The sequence below is a fragment of the Kibdelosporangium banguiense genome, assembly GCF_017876405.1.
GTDB classification, from domain to species: domain Bacteria; phylum Actinomycetota; class Actinomycetes; order Mycobacteriales; family Pseudonocardiaceae; genus Kibdelosporangium; species Kibdelosporangium banguiense.
Genome location: NZ_JAGINW010000001.1, coordinates 2,569,990 through 2,594,019 on the forward strand (window position 1 = coordinate 2,569,990; position 24,030 = coordinate 2,594,019).

Consider the following 24,030-nt stretch of genomic DNA (forward strand, 5'->3'; position numbering starts at 1 on the left):
GGGGTCCTGCGGAGTGGGTTCGATTTCCACTCCGCAGGATTTCCTTCGTAAATCAGCAGCCCGAGGCGGACGGGTTGTAGTAGGCCTTGTTGCCCCACAAGGCGGCGGAGTCAGTCGAGGCTGCCCACTGGCCACCCCGGGTGGCGCCCGACGTCCTCCGGCCGCTCGCGCCGTCGGTGGCGGAGCTGTGGCAGTTGGACGGGTGGTTGTACAGGGACCAGACGCTGTTGGCGTTGGCGCCGTAGTCCCACGTGCCACCCTCCTTGGGGTATGCGATGGTCGCGGCGGCGATGCCCGCGGTACCGGTCAGCACTGCGGCCGCGGTAAGGCCGGTCAGGGCGATCTTCTTGAAACCCATATCTCTGAATCCCACCTCAAGGAAAAGCCGACAAATAACCGGAAACCGTATTTCTTGGTTGCCGGGGGTGAAAGTTAGCCGGTTTCGGGTGAATTCGAAAGGGGTTTCAGCTGAGCTTGAAACCGGTCATCGCGAGGCTTTGCCGGGGGATTTACCTGTGTAATGCGCGAACCTTGTACGGTGTTTTTGATCACATTCTCGGGTGTAATAGAAATCATAGAGAATGCCATTCGGTAAATCGCCTTGTCCGGGCCGCCCAGACAGCGGCCCGGACAAGGTGCCTAGTGGAACAGCGCGGGGAGGGTGCCCTCCCAGGCGTTGCGGAGTTCGTCCAGACCGAACGTGGCGATGTCCTGGATCTCCAGTGACTGCGATTCAAGGTCGACGACACCCAGCTTGCGCCATGGCAACGCGCGGGCGGTGCACATGTCGGTGAAGCGCAGCTCCTCCGTGCGGGGGACTGCGACGATGACGCGGCCTGTCGACTCCGAGAACAGTTGCACGAACGGATCCTGGTCGGGGTCGAGGAAGATCCGGGCGCCGGTCTGGCCGATGAGGCAGGCCTCGATCAATGCCTGTGCGAGGCCGCCGTCGGAGAGGTCGTGCGCTGCGGAGACCATGCCGTCGCGGGAGCCGGCGCGCAGAATCTCCGCGAGCAACTGCTCGTGGGCGAGGTCCACGCGAGGTGGCCGACCGCTCAGCGATCCGTGCACGACGTGGGCCCATTCGGAGCCGCCGAACTCGTCGTGGGTCGCACCCAGCAGCAACAGGGTTTCGCCTGCTTCGGCGCCGATGCCGGTGGGGATGCGGCGGCGGACGTCGTCGATGACGCCCAGGACGCCCACGACCGGGGTCGGCAGGATCGCGGTGGAGCCGGTCTGGTTGTAGAAGCTGACGTTTCCGCCGGTCACGGGGATGCCGAGTTCGACGCAGCCGTCCGCGAGGCCACGGACGGCCTGCTCGAACTGCCACATCACGCCTGGGTCCTCCGGCGAGCCGAAGTTCAGGCAGTTCGTCACCGCGACCGGAGTCGCACCGCTGACGGCGACGTTCCGGTACGCCTCGGCCAAAGCGAGCTGCGCGCCTAGATAGGGGTCGAGCTTGCAGTAGCGGCCGTTGCAGTCAACGGAAAGCGCGACGCCGCGGCCGGTCTCTTCGTCGATCCGGATCATGCCGGCATCCGCGGGCTGAGAGAGGACTGTGCCGCCGCGGACGTACCTGTCGTACTGGTCGGTCACCCAGGCGCGCGACGACAGGTTGTGTGAACCGGCCATCCGCAGGACCAGATCCCGGAGCTCCGAAGTGGACGGACGCGGCAGGGAAACCGGCTGCTGCAAGGCATCCTGGTCGGCTGGCCGTGCGATCGGACGGTGGTAAACCGGGCCTTCGTGGGCGACGGTCCGCGGCGGGACGTCCACCACGACCTCGTCGTGCCAGGTGATCACCAACCGTCCTGTGTCGGTGACCTCGCCGATCTCGGTCGCGGTCACGTCCCACTTGGCGCAGACCGCCATGAAGGCGTCCACATCGGACGGTTTGACCACCGCGCACATCCGCTCCTGCGACTCGCTGGAGAGGATTTCGGCAGGTGTCATTCCCTTGGCACGCAACGGAACCTGGTCGAGATTCACGTGCATACCGCCGTCGCCGGCCGAAGCCAGCTCGCTCGTGGCGCAGGACAGGCCCGCCCCGCCGAGGTCCTGGATGCCGACCACGATGCCCTCGCGGAACAGCTCAAGGCAGCACTCGATCAGCACCTTCTCCGTGAACGGGTCGCCGACCTGCACCGACGGCAGTTTCTTGCGGCCCGCCGAGGTTTCGTCGCCGGAGAACGTGTCCGAAGCCAGCACCGACACGCCGCCGATGCCGTCCAGGCCGGTCCGCGCGCCGAACAGGATGATCTTGTTGCCGGTGCCCGACGCGTGCGCCAGGTGCAGGTCCTCGACCCGCATCGCACCCACACACAGGGCGTTCACCAGCGGGTTTCCGATGTACGTCGAGTCGAAAACGACCTCGCCGCCGATGTTCGGCAGGCCGAGGCAGTTGCCGTAACCACCGACACCGGCGACCACACCAGGCAGTACGCGGCGAGTGTCGGGAGCGTCAGCGGGGCCGAAGCGCAGCGAGTCCATCACGGCCAACGGCCGCGCACCCATCGCCATGATGTCGCGGACGATACCGCCGACGCCGGTGGCCGCGCCCTGATAAGGCTCCACATAGGACGGATGGTTGTGGCTCTCCGCCTTGAAGGTGACCGCCCAGCCGTCCCCGACGTCGACCACACCGGCGTTCTCGCCGATGCCCGCGAGCATCTTGGCGCGCATCTGCTCGGTGGTGGTCTTGCCGAAGTAGGCCAAGTGCACCTTGGAGGACTTGTAGGAGCAGTGCTCGCTCCACATCACCGAGTACATCGCGAGCTCGGCGTCGGTGGGCCGGCGACCGAGGATCTCCCGGATTCGCTGGTACTCGTCGTCCTTGAGGCCCAGCTCGCGGTACGGCTGGGCGGTGTTCGGAGTGGTTTCAGCGTTTTTGACAGTGTCAGTGTTATCGGCAGTCATGCCTTCACCAGTGCGTCGAGGGCGGAAAAGAACATGCCCAGGCCGTCGTCGGACGGTCCGGTCAGCGCGTCGATGGCGTGCTCGGGGTGCGGCATCAGGCCGACAACGTTGCCAGTCGCGTTGGTGATGCCGGCGATGTCGTTCAGCGACCCGTTCGGGTTGGCGCCGACGTACCGGAACACCACCCGGCCTTCGCCTTCCAACGAATCCAGGACGTGCTTCTCAGCGACGTAACCGCCTTCGCCGGACTTCAGCGGGATCAGGATCTCCGCGCCCCCCTCGTACCGGGTCGTCCACGCGGTCGAGGTGTTCTCCACCTTCAGCCACTGGTCCCGGCAGACGAAGTGCAGTTCGGAGTTACGAACCAGCGCACCGGGCAGCAGGCCCGCCTCGCACAGGATCTGGAAACCGTTACAGATCCCCAGAACCGGCATTCCCTTGCCGGCCGCCTCGATCACCGGGCCCATCACCGGGGCGAACCGCGCGATCGCGCCGCAGCGCAGGTAGTCGCCGTAGGAGAAGCCGCCGGGGACGATCACCGCGTCCACGCCGTGCAGGTCGGCGTCCGCGTGCCAGAGCGAGACGGCCTCGCCACCGGCGTACTTCACCGCGCGGGCGGCGTCCTGATCATCAAGCGTGCCGGGGAAGGTGATGACACCGACCTTCATGCCTGCACCCGCCGTACGGTGAAGTCCTCGATCACGGTGTTGGCAAGCAGATCAGCGGCGATCTTGGTGAGCGTCTCGTCGTCGACCGAGTCGTCCACCTCCAGTTCGAACCGCTTGCCTTGGCGGACCTCGGTGACACCGGCGAAGCCCAGACGGGGCAACGCTTTGGCCACCGCCTGTCCCTGCGGGTCGAGAATCTCCGGCTTGGGCATTACGTCGACGACGACTCGAGCCACGGTCGTTGCTCCCATTTCAACATCACTGCGGGTGACGGCGGACTTTGCGAAGCGTACCTGACCTGGGGGTTTCGCCCTGCGCGTACAGGGTCGCGGAGGGCACCCGGTCACAACCAGGATCACCGGTATGCGAATTCTCGTACTGGGCGGAACGGTCTTCCTCGGACACGCGATCGCGGCCGACGCGGTGGCCCGTGGGCATGATGTGACCTGCGCGGCAAGGGGTAGCAGCGGTGGCGCGCCCGGCCGGCTGATCAAGATCGACCGGGATGATCCAGATGGTCTTGCCCCACTTGTGGGTGAACATTTCGACACGGTCATCGACGTGGCGAAAATCTCCTATCCACATGTACGCCGAGCCGTCGAGATGATCAAAACCGACCATTGGTCGTTCGTCTCGTCGATCAGTGTGTACGCGGAGCATCGGACCGGCCACACTCACGACCCGCTGCACGAACCGATCGAAGAGCAAGGCTCCGACGACGCGATGCACAACTACGCCGGCATCAAGGTGGCCAGTGAGAACGCGGTCCGTGGCGTATGGGGTGAGAGCGCGTTCATCATCCGCGCCGGGTTGATCACCGGACGCGGGGACCTGAGCGACCGCTTCGGCTACTGGCCCGCGCGCCTGGCCGGGACCGGCCGCGCGGTCGTGCCGGACGCACCGGACCAGGCGACTCATCACATCGACGTGCACGACCTCGCGAGGTGGATCGTCGACGGCAGTGAACGCAGGCTCGGCGGCACGTTCAACGCCGCGGGCCTGCCGATCGCGTTCGGCGAACTGCTCAGCCGAATCCAGGTCGCGGCCGGTGGCGACGCCGAACTGGTGCCGGTCAGCGAGGCCAAGCTGATCGAACATGACGTGAACGCGTGGTCCGGGCCTCGGTCGCTGCCGCTGTGGATCCCCGAGGACCATCCGCTGAAGAAGAACTGGGACGTGCAGCCCGCGATCGACGCGGGCCTGAAGTTCAGGTCACTTGAGGACGCGGCGTCGAGCGCGCTGGCGTACGAACGTGAACTGGGCCTTGACCGGCCACGCCGCGCCGGACTGACGCCGCAGGACGAGGCGCATGTGTTGAGCTTGGTCTGACCGGAGGGCAGGATTCACCCAAAGGAGGTCCAGGTGCGCGAGACTTTCGACTACATCGTGGTAGGCGCCGGCAGTGCCGGGGCAGTCGTGGCCAGCCGGTTGACCGAGAACCCGGATGTGCGGGTGCTGCTGCTGGAGGCGGGCGGCGAGGACACCGCCGACGAGATCCACATCCCGGCCGCGTTCGCCAATCTGTTCAAGACCAAATGGGACTGGAACTACGAGACGGTCGAACAGAAGCACATGGGCGACCGGACCTCGTACTGGCCGCGGATGAAAGCGCTCGGCGGCTGTTCGTCGATGAACGCGATGATCTACATCCGCGGCAACCCGGCGGACTACGACACCTGGCGTGACGACCACGGCGCCACCGGCTGGGGCTGGGACGACGTCCTGCCGTACTTCGTACGCGCCGAGCGCAACACGCGCCTCGGCGGCCCACTACACGGCACCGAAGGCCCGCTGTTCGTCGAAGACCGTCGCTTCACGCATGAGCTCTCGCGAGCGTGGGTGGAGGCCGCGGTGGCATGGGGCCTCAAGCCGACCGACGACTTCAACGGCGCCGACCAGGAAGGCGCCGGCCAGTACCAGGTGACCTGCCACAACGGCAGGCGCTGGTCGACCGCTGACGCGTACCTCCGGCCCGCCATGACCAGGACGAACCTGACCGTCCGCACACACGCCCAGGCAACGAAGGTCGTCATGGAATCCGGCCGCGCAGTCGGCGTTTCGTACCTGCACGCAGGCGAGTCGAGAACTTCGTACGTCGACGGCGAAGTCGTACTGTCCGGTGGCGCGATCAACTCCCCGCAGCTGCTCATGCTGTCCGGCATCGGCCCAGCCGCGCACCTGCGCGAACTTGGCATCGACGTCATCGCCGCGAACGACCATGTCGGCGAGAACCTGCACGACCACCCCGCGGCCGGAGTCATCTGGACGACCCGCAAGACAACAGATCTGGTGGACTACGCAAATCCACGCAGGCTCGTGCAATGGCAGCTAACCGGTCGCGGCCCAATGGCGTCGAACGTCGGTGAAGCAGGCGCGTTCCTGCACACCCAGGACGCCCTGCCCGCCCCCGACCTCCAGTTCGTCGTCGCGCCAACCCTGTTCTACGACAACGGTTTGCACGAGCCGACAGCACGCGGATTCACCTCAGCCGCAACCCTGATCGCCCCCAAGAGCCGAGGCAACCTGCGCCTGAAGTCCAGCAACCCGCAGTGGCGCCCGGTGATCGACCCGGCCTACTACAGCGACCAGTCCGATATGGACACAATGGTCGCCGCGATGCGAATACTGATCGAGATCGGCGGCCGGCCGGCCCTGGCCCGCTACCTCGACCAGCCCTTCAAACCGGCCAGCCTCAACGTAACCGACGACGAACTGGCCCAACACGTCCGCGACAACACCCAGACCCTCTACCACCCGGTCGGCACATGCTCGATCGGCACAGTCGTAGACCCCTCATTGAAGGTCAACGGCGTCGAAGGCCTCCGCGTAGCCGATGCCTCCGTAATGCCAGTCATCCCCCGCGGCAACACCAACGCCCCCACAATCATGGTCGGCGAAAAAGCAGCCGACCTCCTGAAGACCTGACCACTACCTGAAGACCTGGCACCGCCTGAGTCGCGACTGGGGGCGCCAACCTGGGCAGGGTCACGATTGGGGCCCGCCTTGGTGGCCGGGCCCCGGACTGAGCCTGGGTTAGGCGCGGACTAGGCCGATGCCGTCGTCTTTGTGGTCGACGACCCAGCCTTGGGGGAGTTCGTTCTTCATGTCGAGGGAGACGGTCATGCCGTATGTGTCGGCTGTGGCGGTGGCCGCGGAGGTCATGTCGAGGCCACCGTGGAAGGCGCTGTGGTTGAGGTCGACTGGCTGCGCGAACTTGCTGCCGCGCAACACGACCTTGCCGGTGAACTTGGCTTGGGCGAGTTTTGTCACGCCGTCGAACTTCGACTGTTTGAAGTCGACCAGTTGGTCGGCCTCGAAGCCGGAGAACCATGCGCGCTTGTGGAATGTCGTGCCCTGGGCGATGAACTTGCCCCAGCTGTGGGCTGAGGTGAACCAGGCGTCGCCGTAGATTTCCATGCCGCCGAAGGCGTTGGCTTCGTAGAGGTTCACCGAGCGGGCGGTGAGCTGGCCGACCACGCGCTCGGAGATGTCGAAGTACTCCAGGGTCGCGCCGGTCAGGTCGAGGTCGTAGGTCGGGCCGCGGCCGTTTCCGCTTTCCGGCAACAACTCTCCGATCAGGCGCTGCGCGGTCAGCCGGACCTGGCGCTCGCGGTCTGCCTCAGCCGATTCTGCGATTTCCTCGGCTCCGCGCAGGCGCGCGTAGTGCGCGTGGTCGAACGGACGGCGTAGATACGCGCACAACACGTCGAGGACGGTCTGGGTGTACTCGCTGCGGCTGCGGGCCAGGCCTGCGAGGGCGTGCATCGCGCCGACACGGACTTGGTCGGCGTCGCTGCCAAGCAGTTCTATCGCCCTGGCGAAGCGTTCGTCGGTGGAGCGCTCGCGGTCGTGCTGCATCCGCTGGGCTTCCATGCTTTGCCGGGTCTGCTCCAGTGAGTGCCGCTGGTTTTCCAGGTCGTGCCTGCGGCGCTCGATGTCCTGGCGATCCTCGTCGATCTTGCGTCGGCGGTCGTTGAGCCATAGGGCGTAGAGGGCGACGACGCTCGCTGCGGCCAGTCCGCCGGTGCGCAGTGCTTCGCTGAGGGTCGCGGCACCGTCCAGACGGACCCAGCCGGCCACTGTCAGCAGCAGGCCGATCGCGCCGACGAGGGTGCCCACGAGTGCTCGGGTCTGCTGTGCGAACACCGCTCCGGCGCCGATCAGTAGCAGGATGCCGACAATCACCAGGGCCAGGTTCATCCGCACATTTTGGAGTGCATCCGGCCCTTCGCATAGGGCCGGATGCAGCAGTCGTCAAGACTTATCGAGTTCCGCGATTTCCTCGGCTGACAACTCCAGGTCAGCGGCCTGTGCCGAGTCCTGGATGCTGGCCGGTCGCGACGAACCTGGGATCGGGATCACAACGGGCGCCTTCGCCAGCATCCACGCCAGGCACACCTGCTGCGCGCTGACGCCCCGACCCGCGCCGACTGTGGCGAACGCGGCGAACCGCGAGCCCAACGAACCGGCCTTGCTGATGCCGCCCAGCGGGCTCCACGGCAGGAAAGCGATGCCCAGTTCCGCACACAACTCCAGCTCGGGTTCGCTGGATCGGAACGACGGCGAGAACTCGTTCTGCACCGAAGCCAGCCTGCCGCCGAGAATCTCCTGCGCCTGCTTGATCTGCGCCGGGTTGAAGTTCGAGACTCCGGCGTACCGGATCTTGCCCTCGTCGAGCAGATCGCGGACCGCGCCGACGGACTCCGCGATCGGCACGCCCGGGTCCGGCCGGTGGAACTGGTACAGCCCGATCGCCTCGACGCCGAGGTTCTTCAGCGACGACTCGCAGGCCTGCTTGATGTACTCGGGTGTGCCGTTGAGGCCCCAGCCGCCGCCCGGAAGCCGGGTGTGGCCGCCCTTGGTGGCCACGAGCACGTCGGACGTGTCGCCGCTGTAGGAGGCCAGGGCGCCGGCGATGAGCGACTCGTTGTGGCCGAAGTCGCTGTGGTCGAAGGAGTACGCGTCGGCTGTGTCGATGAGGTTGATGCCCGCGTCCAGCGCCGCGTGAATGGTGGCGACCGCGCGTTCCCGGTCCGGCCGTCCCGCGATGGACAACGGCATGCCACCGAGGCCGATCGCGCTTACCTGCGTGTCGCCGATCCGACGAGTCCGCATGGAACCTTCTCTCCCTGTGAGTTTTCCGGATGTACTGCCAGCCTGCGCCAGCGGCATTAATCTGTCCAACAGAGAAAACTGATTCCGTTCAGCAGTCTGGGTGATCAATCGTGGAGCTGCGCCAGCTCGAATACTTCGTCGCGGTCGCTGAGGAGTGCCATTTCACCCGGGCCGCCAAACGAATGCACGTCGCCCAGTCCGGGTTGTCCTCGGCGATCAGGTCGCTCGAGCGCGAACTCGGCGCCTCCTTGTTCCTCCGCAGCACGCGCCAGGTCGAACTTACGCCCGCCGGACGGGCCCTGCTCGTCGAAGCGCGCCGCGCGCTGTCGGCGACAGACGCCGCGCGTGACGCTGTTGCCGCTGTTCAGGGCTTGATCCGCGGCAGTCTGGCGGTCGGCTCGCTGCAGTGCTTGCACGTGGTCAACCTGCCGCGAGTGCTTGCCGGATTCCACGGCGCGCATCCAGGCGTGGAGATCAGGCTGAAGCAGGGTGGTTCCGGCGAGCTGATGGATCAGATCCGGGCCGGCCGGCTGGACATCGCGTTCGTCGCGATGCCGCGACGCCAGGTCGACGACCTCCGCGTCCGGCCGTTGGCCAGCGAACCGTTCGTGCTCGCCTGCGGGCTGGAGCACAGGCTGGCCGACCGCCAACGGGTGTCGATTGATGACCTGGACGGCGAGCCGTTTGTTGATTTCCAACCCGATTGGGGTTCCCGGGACGCGGTGGACGCCGTGCTGGCCGACCGGCGGATCGCGTTCGAGGTCAACGACGTGCACTCGCTGCTGGACCTGGTCATGTTCGGGCTGGGCGTCGCGCTGGTGCCGCAGTCCTTTTCGGTCAAGACCGACAAGGTCCAGTTCGTCGGCCTGGCCGATCAGCCACCGCCCTGGCAGACCGGGGTGGTCACGTCACCCGCGCCCAGTGCCGCGGCGACCGCCCTGCTGGACGCGGTCGCCGCGGCGAAAAGCGGTGCCGGCTAACCGTTGGACAGTGCCTGTAGCCGGTCGTAGGCGCCGTTGAACTGGTTCTGGTCGATCGGGGACGAGCTGTACTGCCAGATCGTGTAGAAGCCCCACGCGTACGGCAGGGCGCCGACAGACGTGCTGTAACGGGCCACCCACAAGGGATTCGTCGACGAGAAGTCACCGCTGACGCACTGTGACCACCAGCTGGTGCTCGTGTAGATGACCGGCCACCGGCTGGTGCGTGCCTGGTAGCGGTCGCTGAACGCCTTGATCCAGCTGGTCATCGCAGCCTTGGACAGGCCGTAACACGTTGCGCCGTAAGGGTTGTACTCCATGTCCAGCGCACCCGGCAGCGTCTTGCCGTCCCTTGACCAGCCGCCGCCGTTGCTGACGAAGTAGTCCGCCTGTGCCGCGCCGCTTGTCGTGTTCGGGGTCGCGAAGTGGTAGGCGCCGCGGATCATGCCGATGTTGTAGGAACCGTTGTACTGCTGGGCGAAATACGGGTTCCGGTAGTTGGTGTTCTCGGTGGCCTTGACGTACGCGAACCGCCTGCCCGCGTTCCACTGCGCGGCCCAGTCCACATTGCCCTGCCAGCCGCTGACGTCGATGCCGTACACCACCGCCTCGACGCCCATGTCCGGCGGCACAAGCACCATCTCGTCGGTGCCCTCGTGCTTGGCGATCTGCGAGCCCATCGGGTGGTCGAACTCGGCCACCATCCTGTCGATCGGATCGACTGCTTCGGGCCCGGCGCTTGCTGGTAACGCGCCAAGGCCCATGACGACGGAGGACACCGCTGCAACTGCGGTCAGCAGGCGGCGGCCCCGGGGAAATGCAGGGATCTTCATGGGGATGCCCTTTCCTTGCCCTCGCTCGACGGCTCACTGAAAGTAGCCGTCTGGAACAGGATTGTGAGCCCATAACTACCCATTTGTCACGCTTTGGTGTGAAAGAATCACTGGGCTCGACCGAGTCGACAGTTGCGGGGCTGAGTACCTTGCTGTTCAAAGCCGGTAAGGTTGCGCTCGCCGGCCCAGTTGGATCGATCCTGTGAGTGCCGAAGGGTGTGGACGGTGGAGAGCCCGAGCTGGCCCGCGGCCGAGGGTGCAGGCGGGTATGAGCTTTTCGCACAACGCTGGGCCAATGCCGTCCGCAACACGAGTTATGTGGCGCTGGAGACCCAGGAGATAGTCGAGCGGCTGACCGAGTTCACCAAGGTGCTCGCCGTCGCCGCGGCCGCGGATCTCTATCCGCAGGACGCCGTCGAGTGGGTCGGCGTCGAGCTGGTCCGGATGCGGTTCTCGGAAACGGAGTCGCTGGCTGCGTCCATTCGGGTGATTGGTGAAGGACTTGTCGCCCTGGCGGATTCGGCCGAACGGGCGACAGAACGGATGCCGGGAATTCTCGCCTCGCTTGTCACCGGCTTCAACGAGGCGACGCACGAGCGAATTCTTGGCGAACATGAACACGATGAGTCACTGCGCTCGGCCACGATGGACGCCCGCCGAGGTGCCCACGCGGCGCTGCGTGCCAGCGAAGCCAGGTTCCAGGCGGTCTTCCACGAGGCGGCCGTCGGTATCGGCATCTGTGACATGCGCGGCAACATCATCGACACCAACCGGGCGATGTCCGAACTGCTCGGTGTGCCGCTGAGCGAACTGCGCACGATGAACATCGAGGAGTTCTTCGAGAAGGACATCGGGCCGGAACTCCGCACGGAATACGACGAAGCCCTGGCCGGGCGGCGCGACGCGTACCAGCTCGAGCGCAAGTTCACCCGGCGCGACGGGATCACGGTTCGTACCAACGTGAAAGTCTCCGTCGTCCGCGACGAGACCGGCCAGCCGCAGTACCTGGTCGGGATGATCGAGGACATCACCGAACGGCACACGTTGCAGCGGCGGCTGCGCCACGAGGCCACCCACGATCCGCTGACCGGCCTGCCCAACCGGGCCTTGTTCCAGGAACGCCTGGCCGAGGTCTTCGCCGGCGGCCCGGAGACCCGTGTCGGCCTTTGCTACCTCGATGTCGACGGTTTCAAAGTGATCAACGACAGCCTCGGCCACGACGTCGGTGACCAGTTGCTGGTCGCGGTCGGCACGAGGCTGGGCGCGCTTGTGCACGGTCCGGACCGGATGGTCGCGCGGATGGGCGGCGACGAATTCGTTGTCCTGGTTCAGGATTGCGAGTCGCTCGAGGATCTGACCCTGCTCGCCGAGAAGGTGCTGGCCGCGCTGCGTGAGCCGGTGCGGATCGGCGGCCACGACCTGATGGTGTCGGCCAGCATCGGCATCGTCGAGCGCGCCATCGAAGGCACCACGCCCGCGGACACCATGCGGGACGCGGACGTCACGCTCTACTGGGCCAAATCGGACGGCAAGGACCAGTACGCCTGCTTCGACCCGGAACGAAACGCCCACGAGGTCGCCCGGTTCACCCTGTCGGCACGGATGCCCGCCGCGCTCGAGCGCGAAGAGTTCTATGTGGACTACCAGCCGATCGTCCGGCTGCCCGACGGTGAGCTGCACGGTGTCGAGGCGCTGGTGCGCTGGCGGCACCCGGAGTTCGGGCCGCTGGGCCCGGACCGGTTCATCGGGCTGGCCGAGGAGACCGGGCTGATCGTCCCGCTTGGCCGCTGGGTGCTGCGGACCGCGTGCATCCAGGCAAAGCAGTGGTGGGACCGGTTCGGCGACGACGCGCCGTACGTCAGCGTCAACTTGGCAGTGCGCCAATGCAAGGACCCGGGGCTGGTCGAGGACGTCCGCAAGATCCTGGCCGAGACCGGCCTGCCCGCGCACCGTGTCCAGCTGGAACTCACCGAGAGCGCGATCATGGGCGCGACCGGCGAACCGCTGGAGATGCTGCGCACCCTGGTCGACCTGGGCCTGACGATCGCGATCGACGACTTCGGAACCGGGTACTCGAATCTGGCGTACCTGCGCGTGCTGCCGGTGCGGACGCTCAAGATCGCCGGCTCGTTCCTGGAAGGCCTGCGTGATCCCGGAAATGCCAGCCTGGTCGACACCCAGATCGTCCGGACCCTGGTGTCGCTCGCGCACCTGCTCGGCCTGACGGTCACCGCGGAAGGCGTGGAGACCACCGAGCAGGCCAACCGGTTGCGCCGGATCGGCGCGGACTGCGCCCAGGGCTGGCTCTACGCCAAGTCCGGGCCGCCCGAGGAGATCGAGCGCTGGCTCACGACGTGAGCTGACCGGCCGGGACGATCGCGCTGATCGGGCCGATCGGGTTGACCAGCAACGGGAAACCGTCCAGCAGCGGGCCGATGTCCTGGCCGGTGACCAGCCGCCAGCCTGGCCATGCCGTGGGAACGTGTTCCTCGGCTGTGCAGACCGGCACGTAAACCCGGCCTTCGGCGTCCGGGAAGCCGATCACGTCGTACTCGCCGGGAGCGGACGCGTACAGCAGCAGCGTCGCGCCCTTCAGCGCGGGAAGCAGATCGTCGGTCTCGCGGTGACCAGTCCGGATCAGCTGCAGCAACTCGTCCAACGGGCTGGCCGGCGTGGGCATCTTCAGCGCCTGCGGCGACGGCCGGTACCGCTCGTTGGGCTGGAAGGCGTCCTCGATCTCGCCGCGAGCGTCCACTGGGTACGCACCGACCACACCCCACGGCGGTACGTCCGCTTCGGACTCGAAGAGCGGGTCGATCACGTACAGCCAGGTGTTCGGGTTCGTCTTCGCGCTCGCCCGCATCTCGGGCGTGATGTCCGGCGACATCGGATCAGCGTAACCAGTTACACCATCTGGCCCAACGGGCGGGTGTCATTCGGTACGGTGCTCACTCATGGGGGAAGCATCAAGCGCAATTCACCGGGATTTCCGCCATACGAAGTCACCCGGTCCGTCGCATATTCACCGAGCGAAGTCGCGAGGTTGCGGGAACCACTCCCAGGGTTGCTGCATCAGAGCTAAAGTCATCACAAACACACAGGCAGATCAGGGAGACCAGCCGTGTTCATAGCTGATGGTGGGGGGTCGGCATCGAGCCCCACGGCAACGGGACCGCAGACACTGAAGGTCGACCCGCCGGCGATTCCGGGCGCACGCGACGCGTTCTACGAGGCCGCGGAGAAGATTGAGGCGCTGGTCCAGCGACTCAACTCCATCAGCACCCCGCCGTGGGCGAACGACCCCGTGAGCAAGACCACAGCGGACCGTTTCGACAACGGCACGGCCGACATGGGCACGAACGCCGCGATCAACGCGCTGACCAAATACGGCGTGGAACTGCGCAACACCGGCGACGCCCTGAACGAGGCCTACAAGGAGTACGTGCGGGTCGAGGGCACCAACACCGAGAAGTGGAAGGGCCAGGCCATCGAGGCCTGAGCGACCACACGAGACTCAGCTGAGGGGTTGAGAAAATGAGTGACGTTCGGTGGATGGGCCTGGACCACGAGGCCATTTACAAGATGATCAACAGTGGCGGTGGTCCGGCGGTGTCCGGCCCGCCCGCCGACTTCTGGGGCACGTTGTCGTCCGGTCTCAACGACATCAGCACCAAGCTGCACGAGAAGCTCAGCACGCTGAACGTGAACTGGGAAGGCCAGTCCAGCGAGAACGCCATCGCCGGCATGTCGCCGCTGAAGGACTGGGCCGGCAAGGCCGAGAACGGCTCGGACGTGATGAAGACGTCGTACGAGCTGCAGGGCAACTACGTGGGCGAGGCCCGCGCCGAGGTGCCCCCGCCGGTGAAGGTGACCACTCCCGCACCTTCCGGCTGGGCTGTCGCGGGCGCGGTTGTGTCCGCCGCGACCGGCAACCTGGGCCCGGCCGCCGTGGTCGCCGCACAGGCCGCTGACCACGAGGGCCAGGAGCGAGCCCAGGACGAGGCCGCGCGCAAGGCCGTGCAGGCGATGCAGAAGTACGAGACGAGCAGCGACTGGAACGCCGACACGCTCGGCCGGTTCGAGGAGCCGCCGAAGCTGGTCGTCTCCACTCCGCCGCCCGCGCCGAACCACAACATCGGCACGGTCGAGACCAGCGGGATGTACAACACGACCAACGTGCATCACAACCAGACCACGACGAGTTCGGTCTCGCACAACACCATCCCGCAGACCCACACCACGCCGCCGCCGAACATCGGCAACAACATCGGGCCTGCGCAGACCACGACGCCCAACCAGAACATCATCACCCCGCCGGCGGCGTACAAACCGCCGATGCCCAAGCCGGGGCTCCCCACCCCGACGCAGGGTGGCGGTGGCGGCCAGTACCAGAGCGGTCCGTTCGTGCCGCCTGGCGGCCCGTTCCCCGGCAACCCCAGCACCAGCACTGGTCGCGGTGGCCCCGGCATGGGTCGTCCCGGCCTCGGCCTGGGTGGTGGCCAGGGTTCCGGTACAGGCGGTGGCCGTGGCGGCGTCGGTGGTCCGGGCAGCGGGTTCGGCCAGAACTCCACGCTCGACCCGGAAGGCCGTAACCAGGGCGCCCGCCCGGGTGCCGCGTCCGGTAACCCGATGCTCCAGGAAGGCGCGGTCCGCGGTGGCGCGGCCAACGCCGCGGGTGGTCGCGGTGCGGCCGGCCCGATGGGTGCCGGTGGACGGCGCGCCGACGGCGAGGAAGACGAAGAGCACGACACGCCGGACTACCTGCTCGAGACCGAGGACGTCTTCGGCGACGAGCGGCTGATCGCCCCCTCCGTGATCGGTGAGAAGCCGGAACAGTGATCGACCTGGGCCAACCCGTGCAAGCCAGGCCGATCACCATCTCGGCGCTTGAGTTCGACGTGCTGTGGCAGCACCTCGGCCACGAGGACATGCCGCTGGCCGTCAAGGTGCCCTCACCGGGCACGACGCACACCGAGCGCAGACAGCTCGAGGAGCAGGCCTGGGCCGCGATCGAGCAGCGCGGCCTCGGCCGTCAGGTCGATCTGAACCCGGCTCTGCACCACGCGCTGGACGTGCTGGCCCGGCCCGACCGTGAGGTCGACGGCCGGACATGGCTTGGCCGTAGCGTCCGCTTCCTCGCCGCCTCCCGCGGTGAGGAAGCGGTGCTCACGATCCTCGCCGACGAGTTCCTGACGTTCCACAGCATCGCGGCGACGGCGTTGCCGAGCGTGGCGATCGGCGTGCTGGCCCCGGTCCCGGCCGGGCCAGGGCAGTCGGTCAGCGTGCGCGCGGACGACTTCGAGACGGCCGCCAACAGCGCGGGCGGGACCAAGGAGGGCTTCGAACGAGCCCTGCGGTCGCGCGGGATCCGTGAGGACGACGTCACCACGCTCGCGACGATGATCAAAGACGTGAAGGCGACCGGGAACTTCGGCGCGGCGGCCCGGGACAAGTGGGGCAAGCGGCACCGGGCCGGCCGGGTGGTGGCGTTCTTCGATACCGAGGACGGCCGCTACCTGCAGGTTCGCCGCCCGTCGCAGGACGGCAGCGTGTGGACCACGATCTCGCCGACCGACACCCGCCGGCTGACTCACCAGGTCGAGCAGATGCTCGGCGAAGTAGTACGCGAGGCTGAGAGCAGGTAGTGCCGCGTAAACCCGTCGATCCGCACGAGCTACGCGAAGCGGTACAAGCGGTCATGCCCTGGCTGACCGGTTCTTCGGAACAAGCGCCCGCACGAGCGGTCCTGGCGACCGCGGTGCGGGCGAGTCTCCGGACTCTCGAACAGATAGCTCCCGGGCATACGGTCGAGGTCCGTGTCCCGCCGTTCGCGGCGATCCAGTGCATCCCCGGTCCCCGCCACACCCGCGGCACGCCGCCGAACGTGATCGAGACCGACCCGAAAACCTGGCTGGAGCTGGCGACCGGCCGCCTGACCTGGGATGAGGCACTGGCTGCCGCCAGAGTCTCCGCGTCCGGAACCCGAGCCGACATTTCGGGCCTATTACCGGTCGTCCGGGTCTGACGGCCTAGGCCGATCGGGCGGTAACGGAGTCTCGAAAGTGGGGCTCGCCACATGGGGATGGTCCGAATGGGTGTCGCCGCCCCTTACACTGAAGACAGCCTGCATTCGTCCCCAGGGAGCTCTTCGGTGGTCACGGACCAGTCAGCCCCCCAAGCCGGCCCCATCGACCCGGAACCCCGCGAGGAATGCGGAGTGTTCGGAGTCTGGGCGCCTGGTGAGGAAGTAGCCAAGCTCACCTACTACGGGCTGTACGCGCTACAGCACCGTGGCCAGGAAGCAGCCGGTATCTCGGTCTCCGACGGCAAGCAGGTCGTCGTGTTCAAGGACCTGGGCCTGGTCAGCCAGGTTTTCGACGAGCAAGTCCTGCTCTCGTTGCGCGGTCACGTGGCCGTCGGCCATTGCCGGTATTCCACGACGGGTTCCGGCACGTGGGAGAACGCGCAGCCGACCTTCCGCACCACGGCCGCGGGCAGCGGCCTGGCGCTGGGCCACAACGGCAACCTGGTGAACACCGCTGAGCTGCTGGAACGCTCGCGCGAAGCCGGGATCACGATCAAGAACGGCGCGACCACCGACTCGGACCTGATCTGTGGCCTGCTGGCGTCCGCCGCCGCGGACAAGGGCTTCGAGCAGGCCGCGATGGAGCTGCTGCCGACGTTGAGTGGCGCGTTCTGCCTGGTCTTCGCCGACGAGACCACGCTGTACGCAGCGCGTGATCCGCACGGTGTGCACCCGCTGGTGCTCGGCCGTCTTGAGCGTGGCTGGGTTGTCGCGAGCGAGACCGCCGCGCTGGACATCGTCGGCGCGTCGTTCGTCCGTGAGGTCGAGCCGGGCGAGCTGCTGGCGATCGACGAGGGCGGCCTGCGGTCGTCGCGGTTCGCCGTGCCCGAGCCCAAGGGCTGCATCTTCGAGTACGTCTACCTGGCCAGGCCCGACACCACGATCTCCGGCCGCAGCGTGCACGCCACGCGCGTGGAGATCGGCCGTCGCCTGGCCAGTGAGCACCCGGCCGAAGCCGACCTGGTCATCCCGGTGCCGGAGTCGGGCACACCCGCGGCGATCGGCTACGCGCAGGCGTCGGGTATCCCGTACGGCCAGGGTCTGGTGAAGAACGCGTACGTCGGCCGGACCTTCATCCAGCCGTCGCAGACCATCCGCCAGCTGGGCATCCGGCTGAAGCTCAACCCGTTGCGGGACGTGATCCGGGGCAAGCGCCTGGTCGTCGTGGACGACTCGATCGTCCGTGGCAACACCCAGCGTGCGCTGGTCCGGATGTTGCGTGAGGCCGGTGCGCTCGAGGTGCACGTGCGGATCGCGTCGCCGCCGGTGCGCTGGCCATGCTTCTACGGCATCGACTTCGCGTCCCGTGCCGAGCTGATCGCCAACGGTCTGGACTTCGACGGCATCCGCCGGTCCATCGGCGCGGACTCGCTCGGTTACGTCTCGACCGAGACCCTGGTCGCCGCCAGCGAGCAGCCGCGTTCCCGGCTATGCATGGCGTGCTTTGACGGCCGGTACCCGATTCCGCTGCCCGGCGACGCCATGATCGGCAAACACCTGCTGGAAGGCCTGGAAAAGGGTGTCGCCGGGTCGGCGACACCTGTCATGGTCAACGGGTACGGTGCCGAGGACGCGTTGCAGCGCCCCTGAATGAGGCTTGCCCCATGACTGACGACAAGGAAGACCCCGCTGTGATGACTCAGGACGGTCCCGGGACGACCTATGCGGCCGCGGGGGTGAGCATCGACGCGGGTGACGAGGCGATCGAGAAGCTCAAACCATGGGCCAGCAAGGCCTCGAGGCCCGAAGTGCTGTCCGGCATCGGCGGGTTCGCCGGGTTGTTCAAGCTCAAGCTGGATCGCTGGAAAGAGCCGGTGATCGCGGCGTCCACCGACGGCGTCGGCACCAAGATCGCCGTCGCCCAGGCACTGGACGTGCACGACACGATCGGCATCGACCTGGTCGCGATGGTCGTCGACGACCTGGTCGTGTCCGGCGCGGAGCCGTTGTTCCTGCAGGACTACATCGCGGTCGGCAAGGTCGTGCCGGACAAGATCGCGGCCCTGGTCAAGGGAATCGCAGACGGCTGCGTGAAGGCCGGCTGCGCGCTGCTCGGCGGCGAGACCGCTGAGCACCCCGGCCTGATGGCCGACCAGGACTACGACGTCTCGGCGACCGGCATCGGCGTGGTCGAGGCGGACAAGGTGCTCGGCCCGGAGCGGGTCCGGCCCGGTGACGTGGTGATCGGCCTCGCGTCCTCCGGCCTGCACTCCAACGGCTACTCGCTGGCCCGGCACGTCCTGCTGGACATCGCCCGGATGCCGCTGGAAGGCCAGGTCGAGGAGTTCGGCCGGACGCTCGGCGAGGAGATGCTCGAGCCGACCCGGATCTACGCCAAGGACTGCCTGGCCCTGGCCGCCGACGCGGACGTCCGCACGTTCGCGCACATAACCGGCGGCGGCCTGGTGATGAACCTCGCCCGCGTGATCCCGCCCGGCCTCACCGCGATGCTCGACCGAGGCACGTGGACCCCGGCCCCAGTGTTCGCCCTCATCGGCCATCGAGGCCGAGTCGAGCGCGAGGAACTGGAGCGCACATTCAACATGGGCGTCGGCATGGTCGCCGTGGTCAGCCCCGAGGACGTGGACCGCGCCCTCGCGATACTGACCGCGCGCCACGTACCCGCCTGGATCCTCGGCGAGATCAACGCAGCCGACGCGGACGCGCCACGCGCAGTGCTTCGCGGAGACCACCCCAGGTTCTGAAATAAATGACTCGCCTTATCGGTCACAATTGACGGTATGGCAGAGGACCTGATCGTGAGCGGTGCGCTGGTGATACCAGCGGCCGAGCTTCGCGAACGGTTCTCTCGGTCGTCGGGGCCTGGTGGGCAGGGTGTGAACACCGCGGACAGCAGGGTGGAGCTGTCGTTCGACGTGGCCACTTCGCCGTCTATCCCGGACACGCTGCGTCCGCGCATCCTGGAACGGCTTGGCCGGCGCTTGGTCAGTGGCGTTGTGACGGTCGCGGCGAGCGAATACCGTGCGCAGCTTGCGAACCGTCAAGCCGCGCGGGATCGGTTGGCGACGTTGTTGCGTTCCGCCGCTGAACCGCCTCCGCCCGCGCGCCGTCCGACGCGTCCGAGCCGGGGCGCGAAGGAGCGTCGTCTCGCGAACAAGCGTCATCGCAGCGAGACGAAGCGTGGGCGCGGACGTATCAGCGACTGACAATCGCTTGGTACGCCGCCGGGTCGTGCACGCCTTCGGTACTGATCAGCACGACTACGGCGTCTTCCTTGAGTTCGAGACCGTTGCGGGCTTTGCGCAATCCGGCGAGACTTGCGGCTCCGCATTCGCCGGCAACGATGTTCTCGTCGGCCAGGTCGCGCATTGCTTGGTGTGTCTCGTCATCCGTGATCGTGATCGCCGCGTCCACGCCCTGCTGAAGGATCGGCCAGGCATGTTCGTCGACATCGCCTGCGTTCAGCCCGGCCATGACCGAGGGGTGCGGCCCTGGGATGTGCACAGGTTTCCCTGTCTGCAACGACTTCAGCAGACACGCAGCTGATTCTGGCTCGACTGCCAGGATTGCGGGGCGTGCGCCGTCGCTTCGGTAGTGCCTGACCACGGTTGACGCGAATGCCCCCGCGCCGACCGGGACCACGACGATGTCCGGGTTGAGCCCACCGAGCTGCTCGTCGATCTCCTGCAGGATGGTCCGGTATCCCTGGGACGCCCAGACCGGGGACATCGAGTTGCCGACGTCCGCGGCGTGCAATGCTTTCGGGTCGGCTTCGGCTCTCGCGGTGGCTTTCGCGACCGCGAGTTTGTAGTCGCCGTCGACGATCTGAACGTCGGCGCCTTCGCTGCGGATGGCTTCGATTCTCGCCGGTGACGTGCCCGCCGGGATGAAGATGTGCGCCTTGATCTTCAGCAGCTTCGCCAGGTAGGCCACCGCCCGGCCGTGGTTTCCCGCTGTGGCGCAGACCAGCGTGGTCTCCGGACCCACCTTCAGCCCAGGCAGCCCTCGGCTCTCGTCCTCGCCACCCAAGGCCTTGAACACCGCCCACGCCGCACCAAGAATTTTGAATGCGGGCAGTCCGGCGCGGATGTGCTCGTCCTTCACGAAGACATGGCCCACGCCGAGCTCCTTCGCCAGCTTCGGCGCCTCGGTCAGCGGCGTCGCTTCAAACCCGGGCAACGTCTGATGCACCGCCCTCGGGTCTCCTTCAGGCGCGCTGCCCGGCGCCTCCCACCCTCTGGCCTGCATGTTGAGGAACATACTCTGAACTTTACATTCTGAATTCAGAATGTAAAACGCTGAATGTAGAGCACTGAATGTAGTACGCTGTACGCATGGTGATCACCAGACGACCGCTGCGTGAGCAGATCCGCGACGAGATCCTGACTCGGCTGGTCCGTGGCGACTACCCCGTCGGCAACCGAATCAACGAGGGCCAGCTCGCCGATGAGCTCGGCGTCAGCCGCACCCCGCTCCGCGAGGCCCTCGCCGGCCTCGCTCAGGAAGGTGTCCTCGAACTCCGGCCCAACCGCGGCTTCTGGCTCTCCCCGGTGACAGTCGACGAGGTCAAGGAGACGTACCCGATCATCGGCGCCCTCGAGGCCCTCGCCCTGCGCACCTGCAACCCAGGCGACCTGGCTGCCAGCGTCCCCACCCTGCTCGACCTGATCACCGAAATGCGCACCGCCCCAGCCGCAACCGCAGGCGCCATCGACGACAAGTTCCACAACGAACTACTGAAGTCCTGCCCCAACCAGCGCCTCCTGGAACAGATCAAGTCCCAGAAAACCGTCGTCCACCGCTACGAGTTCGCCTACTTCACCGACCCCCGCCGCATAGACCGCGCCGCCACCCAACACAGCCAAATAGTCGACGCCATAGTCGCCAACGACATAAGCCGCGCCGCCACCGAACTAGCCGCCAACTGGGACGTAGACACCGAGGTCCTGGCTGAAATCACCCGCGCCGCGGGATGATCCTTCTCCGCTTGACCGCCTGACGGGTGGTCTTGCCGCGCGTGCCTGGTTATTTACCCGTGCCAACAGGATCTTCATGGTTGGCCAGCTGCCTGGCGCCGCCCACCTCGCGCCAACGAAGGTCCTTCGAGGTCTGGGCACAAGCATGTTTCATTCTGAATGCAGGAGTTCTGTATTCAGGTGGGCTGGGTTCAGCGGTTGAGCCAGTGGTAGCGGCGTTCGGGGCGGCCTGTTCCACCATATTTGAGGGTTACCTCGGCTTTGCCTGTTGAGGTGAAGTGTTCGAGGTAGCGGCGGGCGCTGACGCGGGACAGTTCCGTTACCTGGGCGCATTCGGTGGCGGAGAGGCCTTCGGGGTGTTGGCGTAGAACGCGTTCGACCAGGTCCGCGGTTTGTTCGGTGAGGCCCTTGGGGAGGTTGGCCGCGCTGCGGGGGCGGGCACCGAAAACCTGGTCGACATCGGCCTGGCCCGCGACCGCCAGTCTGCCCAGTTTTTCCTGCAGGGTGGCGAAATGGCGGAGCTGGTCGAACAAAGCCGAGTACGAGAACGGCTTGATCAGGTAATGCAGGACTCCGCCGCGCATCGCACGACGGACAGTGTCGACGTCGTTGGCGGCGCTGATGATAATCACGTCGGTGTCGCCGTCCTGCGAGCGAAGTTCTTGCAGGACAGCGATTCCATCCATGTCGGGCAGGTAGATGTCGAGCAGGACCAGGTCTGGACGCAGCGAGCGGGCCGCGCGGAGTGCATCGGCGCCGGTGTGTGCGACGCCCACGACAGTAAAGCCTGGCGTGCGGGCAACGTATCCACTGTGGACTTTTGCGACCATGAAGTCGTCGTCCACGACCAAGACCCGGATCATCGCGGCACCAGCGCCGTGAACACCGCGCCACCTTCGTTGTGCACGTCGATCCAGCCTTGCCGGCGAATGCATGTCTGCCGGGCCAAAGCGAGACCGAGACCACGCTGGCCGCCCTGTTCCGCAGCCTTGGTGGTAAAGCCGTTGCGGAAGACCTCGCGCACGATCTCCGGCGCCACACCCGGACCGGAATCCCGCACCACCACTTGGATCGCGGCATCGAGCTCGCTGATGTCCACCTCGATCCACCCGTCCCGCACGCCACCCAGCGCGTCGACCGCGTTGTCCACCAGGTTTCCCAGCACGGTCACCAGATCCGCCGCCAGCAATGAGTCTACTGAAGACAGTCGGCTACCGGGTGAGAGCCGCAGGCCGACGCCGTGCTCGGCGGCGAAGCTGGCCTTGGCGATCAGTAATGCCGCGACCGCCGAATCCAGGATGCGGGCGCTGACCTCGGCGTGCCATTGCTGCTGGGTATTGCTGATCGTGCTGATGAACTGCCGGACTTCGTCGTACTCGCCGAGTTCGATCAGGCCGGAGATCGTGTGCAGCCGGTTGGAGAACTCGTGGGCCTGCGCGCGCAGGGTGTCCGTCGTGTTCTGGGTCGCGGCCAGTTCGTGTTGCAGCGCCACCATTTCGGTACGGTCCCGCATCGTCACCACCGATCCGATTGACTGGTCGTGCAGGGAGATCGGCATCCGGTTCATGGTCAGCACGCGCCCGCGGCGCAGCACGATCTGGTCGGCGCCCGCCGCCCGCCCGGTCAGCACGTCGAAAAGCCGTTCGTTGATGTCCAAATCGGACACCGATTGGCCCACGGTGTCCTCGGGCAGCGACAGCAGTGTCCGGGCGTGGTCGTTGACCAGCACGATCCGGTCGTTGCGGTCGATGCCGACCACGCCTTCCTTGATCCCGTGCAGCATCGCCTCACGCTGCTCGACCAGGCTGGTGATCTCGGCAGGCTCCAGACCGAGCGTTTGCTTCTTCACGCGCTGGGCCAGCAGCAACGAGCCGACCACGCCGAGCACGGTGGCCATCCCGAGCAGGGCGAGCGCGTTGGTCGGCGAGTCCAGCACGCCTTCGAAGAACCCGGGCCGGTCCACGGAGGCCGCCACGATCCCGATCAGCTGCCCCTTGTTGGCGATCACGGGTACGTACGCGACGAGCGAGTTGTCAACGACGCCGACCCATGACCGCCCGTTGGTCACGGTGCTGTCGCCGATCTCGAGTTTCGAGCCGGTCTTACCTGGATCGGTCGAGGTCAGCACGGTCAGATCGGGCTTGGTGATGGTGACGGCATCGGCTCCGGTCAGGTCCCGGATCTGCGTCGCAGGCACGATCAGCTGCTGGTAACGCAGCGGGTCGGTGATGGCGCCGTCCGCCTTGTCGGTGCCCCGCACGATCGGGGTCGCGGCCACGTTCTCGGCCGCGGACAGCATCCGGCGGCCTTCCACGTCGATGAAGTTCTCATTGGACTGAATGGTGGAGAACACCGCGACCGAGCTGAGCAGGGCGAGCACGATCACGACCTGCCAGGCCAGCAGCTGCCGGGCCAGTGAACCCATGCTCACCTCCTTGATCACGTGACCACAAGGACCGAAACCCTCTCTTAAGCGCCTAAGCGCGACATCACGGT

General features: G+C 66.6%; 23 protein-coding genes. 12 read left to right on the top strand and 11 right to left on the bottom strand.

What is annotated here, in order from left to right; all coding sequences use genetic code 11:
* Positions 1-52: 52 nt before the first annotated feature.
* From JOF56_RS12315 to purS, 4 genes are all read right to left on the bottom strand, one after another.
* Positions 53-358: a lactococcin 972 family bacteriocin gene (locus tag JOF56_RS12315; protein WP_209637332.1), complete on the bottom strand. Its 306-nt coding sequence runs from the start codon at positions 356-358 to the stop codon at positions 53-55.
* Positions 359-639: 281 nt separating this feature from the next.
* The gene (gene purL / locus JOF56_RS12320) at positions 640-2,916 is read right to left on the bottom strand and encodes a phosphoribosylformylglycinamidine synthase subunit PurL (RefSeq protein ID WP_209637334.1); all 2,277 of its coding nucleotides are present in this window, start codon (positions 2,914-2,916) and stop codon (positions 640-642) included.
* Positions 2,913-3,584 carry a phosphoribosylformylglycinamidine synthase subunit PurQ gene (gene purQ / locus JOF56_RS12325; RefSeq protein ID WP_209637337.1) on the bottom strand — a complete coding sequence of 224 codons (672 nt, stop codon included), beginning with the start codon at positions 3,582-3,584 and terminating at the stop codon, positions 2,913-2,915. The genes purL and purQ overlap by 4 nt, the downstream gene beginning before the upstream one ends.
* Positions 3,581-3,820 (bottom strand): phosphoribosylformylglycinamidine synthase subunit PurS, encoded by a 240-nt coding sequence (purS, locus tag JOF56_RS12330; protein ID WP_209637339.1) that lies wholly within the window; start codon positions 3,818-3,820, stop codon positions 3,581-3,583. Before purS ends, purQ begins: the two co-directional genes overlap by 4 nt.
* A 127-nt stretch (positions 3,821-3,947) precedes the next feature.
* Here purS and JOF56_RS12335 point away from each other — a divergent pair, with 127 nt between their 5' ends.
* Both JOF56_RS12335 and JOF56_RS12340 read left to right on the top strand, forming a co-directional pair.
* Positions 3,948-4,913: an NAD-dependent epimerase/dehydratase family protein gene (locus tag JOF56_RS12335; protein ID WP_209637341.1), complete on the top strand. Its 966-nt coding sequence runs from the start codon at positions 3,948-3,950 to the stop codon at positions 4,911-4,913.
* A gap of 33 nt (positions 4,914-4,946) precedes the next feature.
* Positions 4,947-6,509 (top strand): GMC family oxidoreductase, encoded by a 1,563-nt coding sequence (locus JOF56_RS12340; RefSeq protein ID WP_307855063.1) that lies wholly within the window; start codon positions 4,947-4,949, stop codon positions 6,507-6,509.
* A 108-nt stretch (positions 6,510-6,617) separates the two neighbouring features.
* On the opposite strand, the gene JOF56_RS12345 is transcribed toward JOF56_RS12340, so the two are convergent.
* Both JOF56_RS12345 and JOF56_RS12350 read right to left on the bottom strand, forming a co-directional pair.
* Positions 6,618-7,784, bottom strand: coding sequence for a pentapeptide repeat-containing protein (locus JOF56_RS12345; RefSeq protein ID WP_209637343.1), 1,167 nt, complete (start codon positions 7,782-7,784; stop codon positions 6,618-6,620).
* A 54-nt stretch (positions 7,785-7,838) separates the two neighbouring features.
* A complete protein-coding gene (locus JOF56_RS12350; RefSeq protein ID WP_209637345.1) occupies positions 7,839-8,699 on the bottom strand; it encodes an aldo/keto reductase in 861 nt (286 codons plus the stop codon).
* 110 nt (positions 8,700-8,809) lie between these two features.
* Between JOF56_RS12350 and JOF56_RS12355 the strand changes: the two genes are divergently transcribed.
* Complete coding sequence (locus JOF56_RS12355) at positions 8,810-9,679, top strand: LysR family transcriptional regulator (protein ID WP_209637347.1); 870 nt, start codon at positions 8,810-8,812, stop codon at positions 9,677-9,679.
* Here the strand turns inward: JOF56_RS12355 and JOF56_RS12360 are convergent.
* Positions 9,676-10,512: a lysozyme gene (locus JOF56_RS12360; RefSeq protein WP_372447864.1), complete on the bottom strand. Its 837-nt coding sequence runs from the start codon at positions 10,510-10,512 to the stop codon at positions 9,676-9,678. The genes JOF56_RS12355 and JOF56_RS12360 overlap by 4 nt on opposite strands.
* Positions 10,513-10,737: 225 nt before the next feature.
* Here JOF56_RS12360 and JOF56_RS12365 point away from each other — a divergent pair, with 225 nt between their 5' ends.
* Positions 10,738-12,870: a putative bifunctional diguanylate cyclase/phosphodiesterase gene (locus JOF56_RS12365; RefSeq protein ID WP_209637349.1), complete on the top strand. Its 2,133-nt coding sequence runs from the start codon at positions 10,738-10,740 to the stop codon at positions 12,868-12,870.
* Here the strand turns inward: JOF56_RS12365 and JOF56_RS12370 are convergent.
* Positions 12,860-13,399 carry a type VII secretion system-associated protein gene (locus JOF56_RS12370; protein WP_209637351.1) on the bottom strand — a complete coding sequence of 180 codons (540 nt, stop codon included), beginning with the start codon at positions 13,397-13,399 and terminating at the stop codon, positions 12,860-12,862. The genes JOF56_RS12365 and JOF56_RS12370 overlap by 11 nt on opposite strands.
* Positions 13,400-13,633: 234 nt before the next feature.
* Here JOF56_RS12370 and JOF56_RS12375 point away from each other — a divergent pair, with 234 nt between their 5' ends.
* The 7 genes from JOF56_RS12375 (at position 13,634) to arfB (ending at position 19,764) form a co-directional block, all read left to right on the top strand.
* Complete coding sequence (locus tag JOF56_RS12375; RefSeq protein WP_209637353.1) at positions 13,634-14,011, top strand: hypothetical protein; 378 nt, start codon at positions 13,634-13,636, stop codon at positions 14,009-14,011.
* A gap of 35 nt (positions 14,012-14,046) precedes the next feature.
* On the top strand, positions 14,047-15,351 hold the full coding sequence (locus JOF56_RS12380; RefSeq protein WP_209637355.1) for a PPE domain-containing protein: 1,305 nt from the start codon (positions 14,047-14,049) through the stop codon (positions 15,349-15,351).
* Positions 15,348-16,157 carry an ESX secretion-associated protein EspG gene (locus tag JOF56_RS12385; RefSeq protein ID WP_307855064.1) on the top strand — a complete coding sequence of 270 codons (810 nt, stop codon included), beginning with the start codon at positions 15,348-15,350 and terminating at the stop codon, positions 16,155-16,157. Before JOF56_RS12380 ends, JOF56_RS12385 begins: the two co-directional genes overlap by 4 nt.
* A gap of 53 nt (positions 16,158-16,210) precedes the next feature.
* Entirely contained in the window at positions 16,211-16,537 is a 327-nt protein-coding gene (locus JOF56_RS12390; protein WP_209648205.1) for a sterol carrier family protein, read from the top strand.
* 66 nt (positions 16,538-16,603) lie between these two features.
* Positions 16,604-18,187, top strand: coding sequence for an amidophosphoribosyltransferase (purF, locus tag JOF56_RS12395; protein WP_209637357.1), 1,584 nt, complete (start codon positions 16,604-16,606; stop codon positions 18,185-18,187).
* A 14-nt stretch (positions 18,188-18,201) separates the two neighbouring features.
* On the top strand, positions 18,202-19,302 hold the full coding sequence (gene purM / locus JOF56_RS12400) for a phosphoribosylformylglycinamidine cyclo-ligase (RefSeq protein WP_245378246.1): 1,101 nt from the start codon (positions 18,202-18,204) through the stop codon (positions 19,300-19,302).
* 36 nt (positions 19,303-19,338) lie between these two features.
* The gene (gene arfB / locus JOF56_RS12405) at positions 19,339-19,764 is read left to right on the top strand and encodes an alternative ribosome rescue aminoacyl-tRNA hydrolase ArfB (protein WP_209637359.1); all 426 of its coding nucleotides are present in this window, start codon (positions 19,339-19,341) and stop codon (positions 19,762-19,764) included.
* On the opposite strand, the gene JOF56_RS12410 is transcribed toward arfB, so the two are convergent.
* Positions 19,754-20,749, bottom strand: a complete 996-nt coding sequence (locus JOF56_RS12410) for a pyridoxal-phosphate dependent enzyme (RefSeq protein ID WP_209637360.1) — start codon at positions 20,747-20,749, stop codon at positions 19,754-19,756. The two genes, arfB and JOF56_RS12410, sit on opposite strands and share 11 nt — an antisense overlap.
* A 143-nt stretch (positions 20,750-20,892) precedes the next feature.
* Between JOF56_RS12410 and JOF56_RS12415 the strand changes: the two genes are divergently transcribed.
* Entirely contained in the window at positions 20,893-21,534 is a 642-nt protein-coding gene (locus JOF56_RS12415) for a GntR family transcriptional regulator (protein ID WP_209637362.1), read from the top strand.
* Between the two features lie 191 nt (positions 21,535-21,725).
* On the opposite strand, the gene JOF56_RS12420 is transcribed toward JOF56_RS12415, so the two are convergent.
* Both JOF56_RS12420 and JOF56_RS12425 read right to left on the bottom strand, forming a co-directional pair.
* The gene (locus JOF56_RS12420) at positions 21,726-22,397 is read right to left on the bottom strand and encodes a response regulator (RefSeq protein ID WP_209637365.1); all 672 of its coding nucleotides are present in this window, start codon (positions 22,395-22,397) and stop codon (positions 21,726-21,728) included.
* The gene (locus tag JOF56_RS12425; protein ID WP_209637367.1) at positions 22,394-23,959 is read right to left on the bottom strand and encodes a sensor histidine kinase; all 1,566 of its coding nucleotides are present in this window, start codon (positions 23,957-23,959) and stop codon (positions 22,394-22,396) included. The genes JOF56_RS12420 and JOF56_RS12425 overlap by 4 nt, the downstream gene beginning before the upstream one ends.
* Between the last annotated feature and the right edge of the window lie 71 nt (positions 23,960-24,030).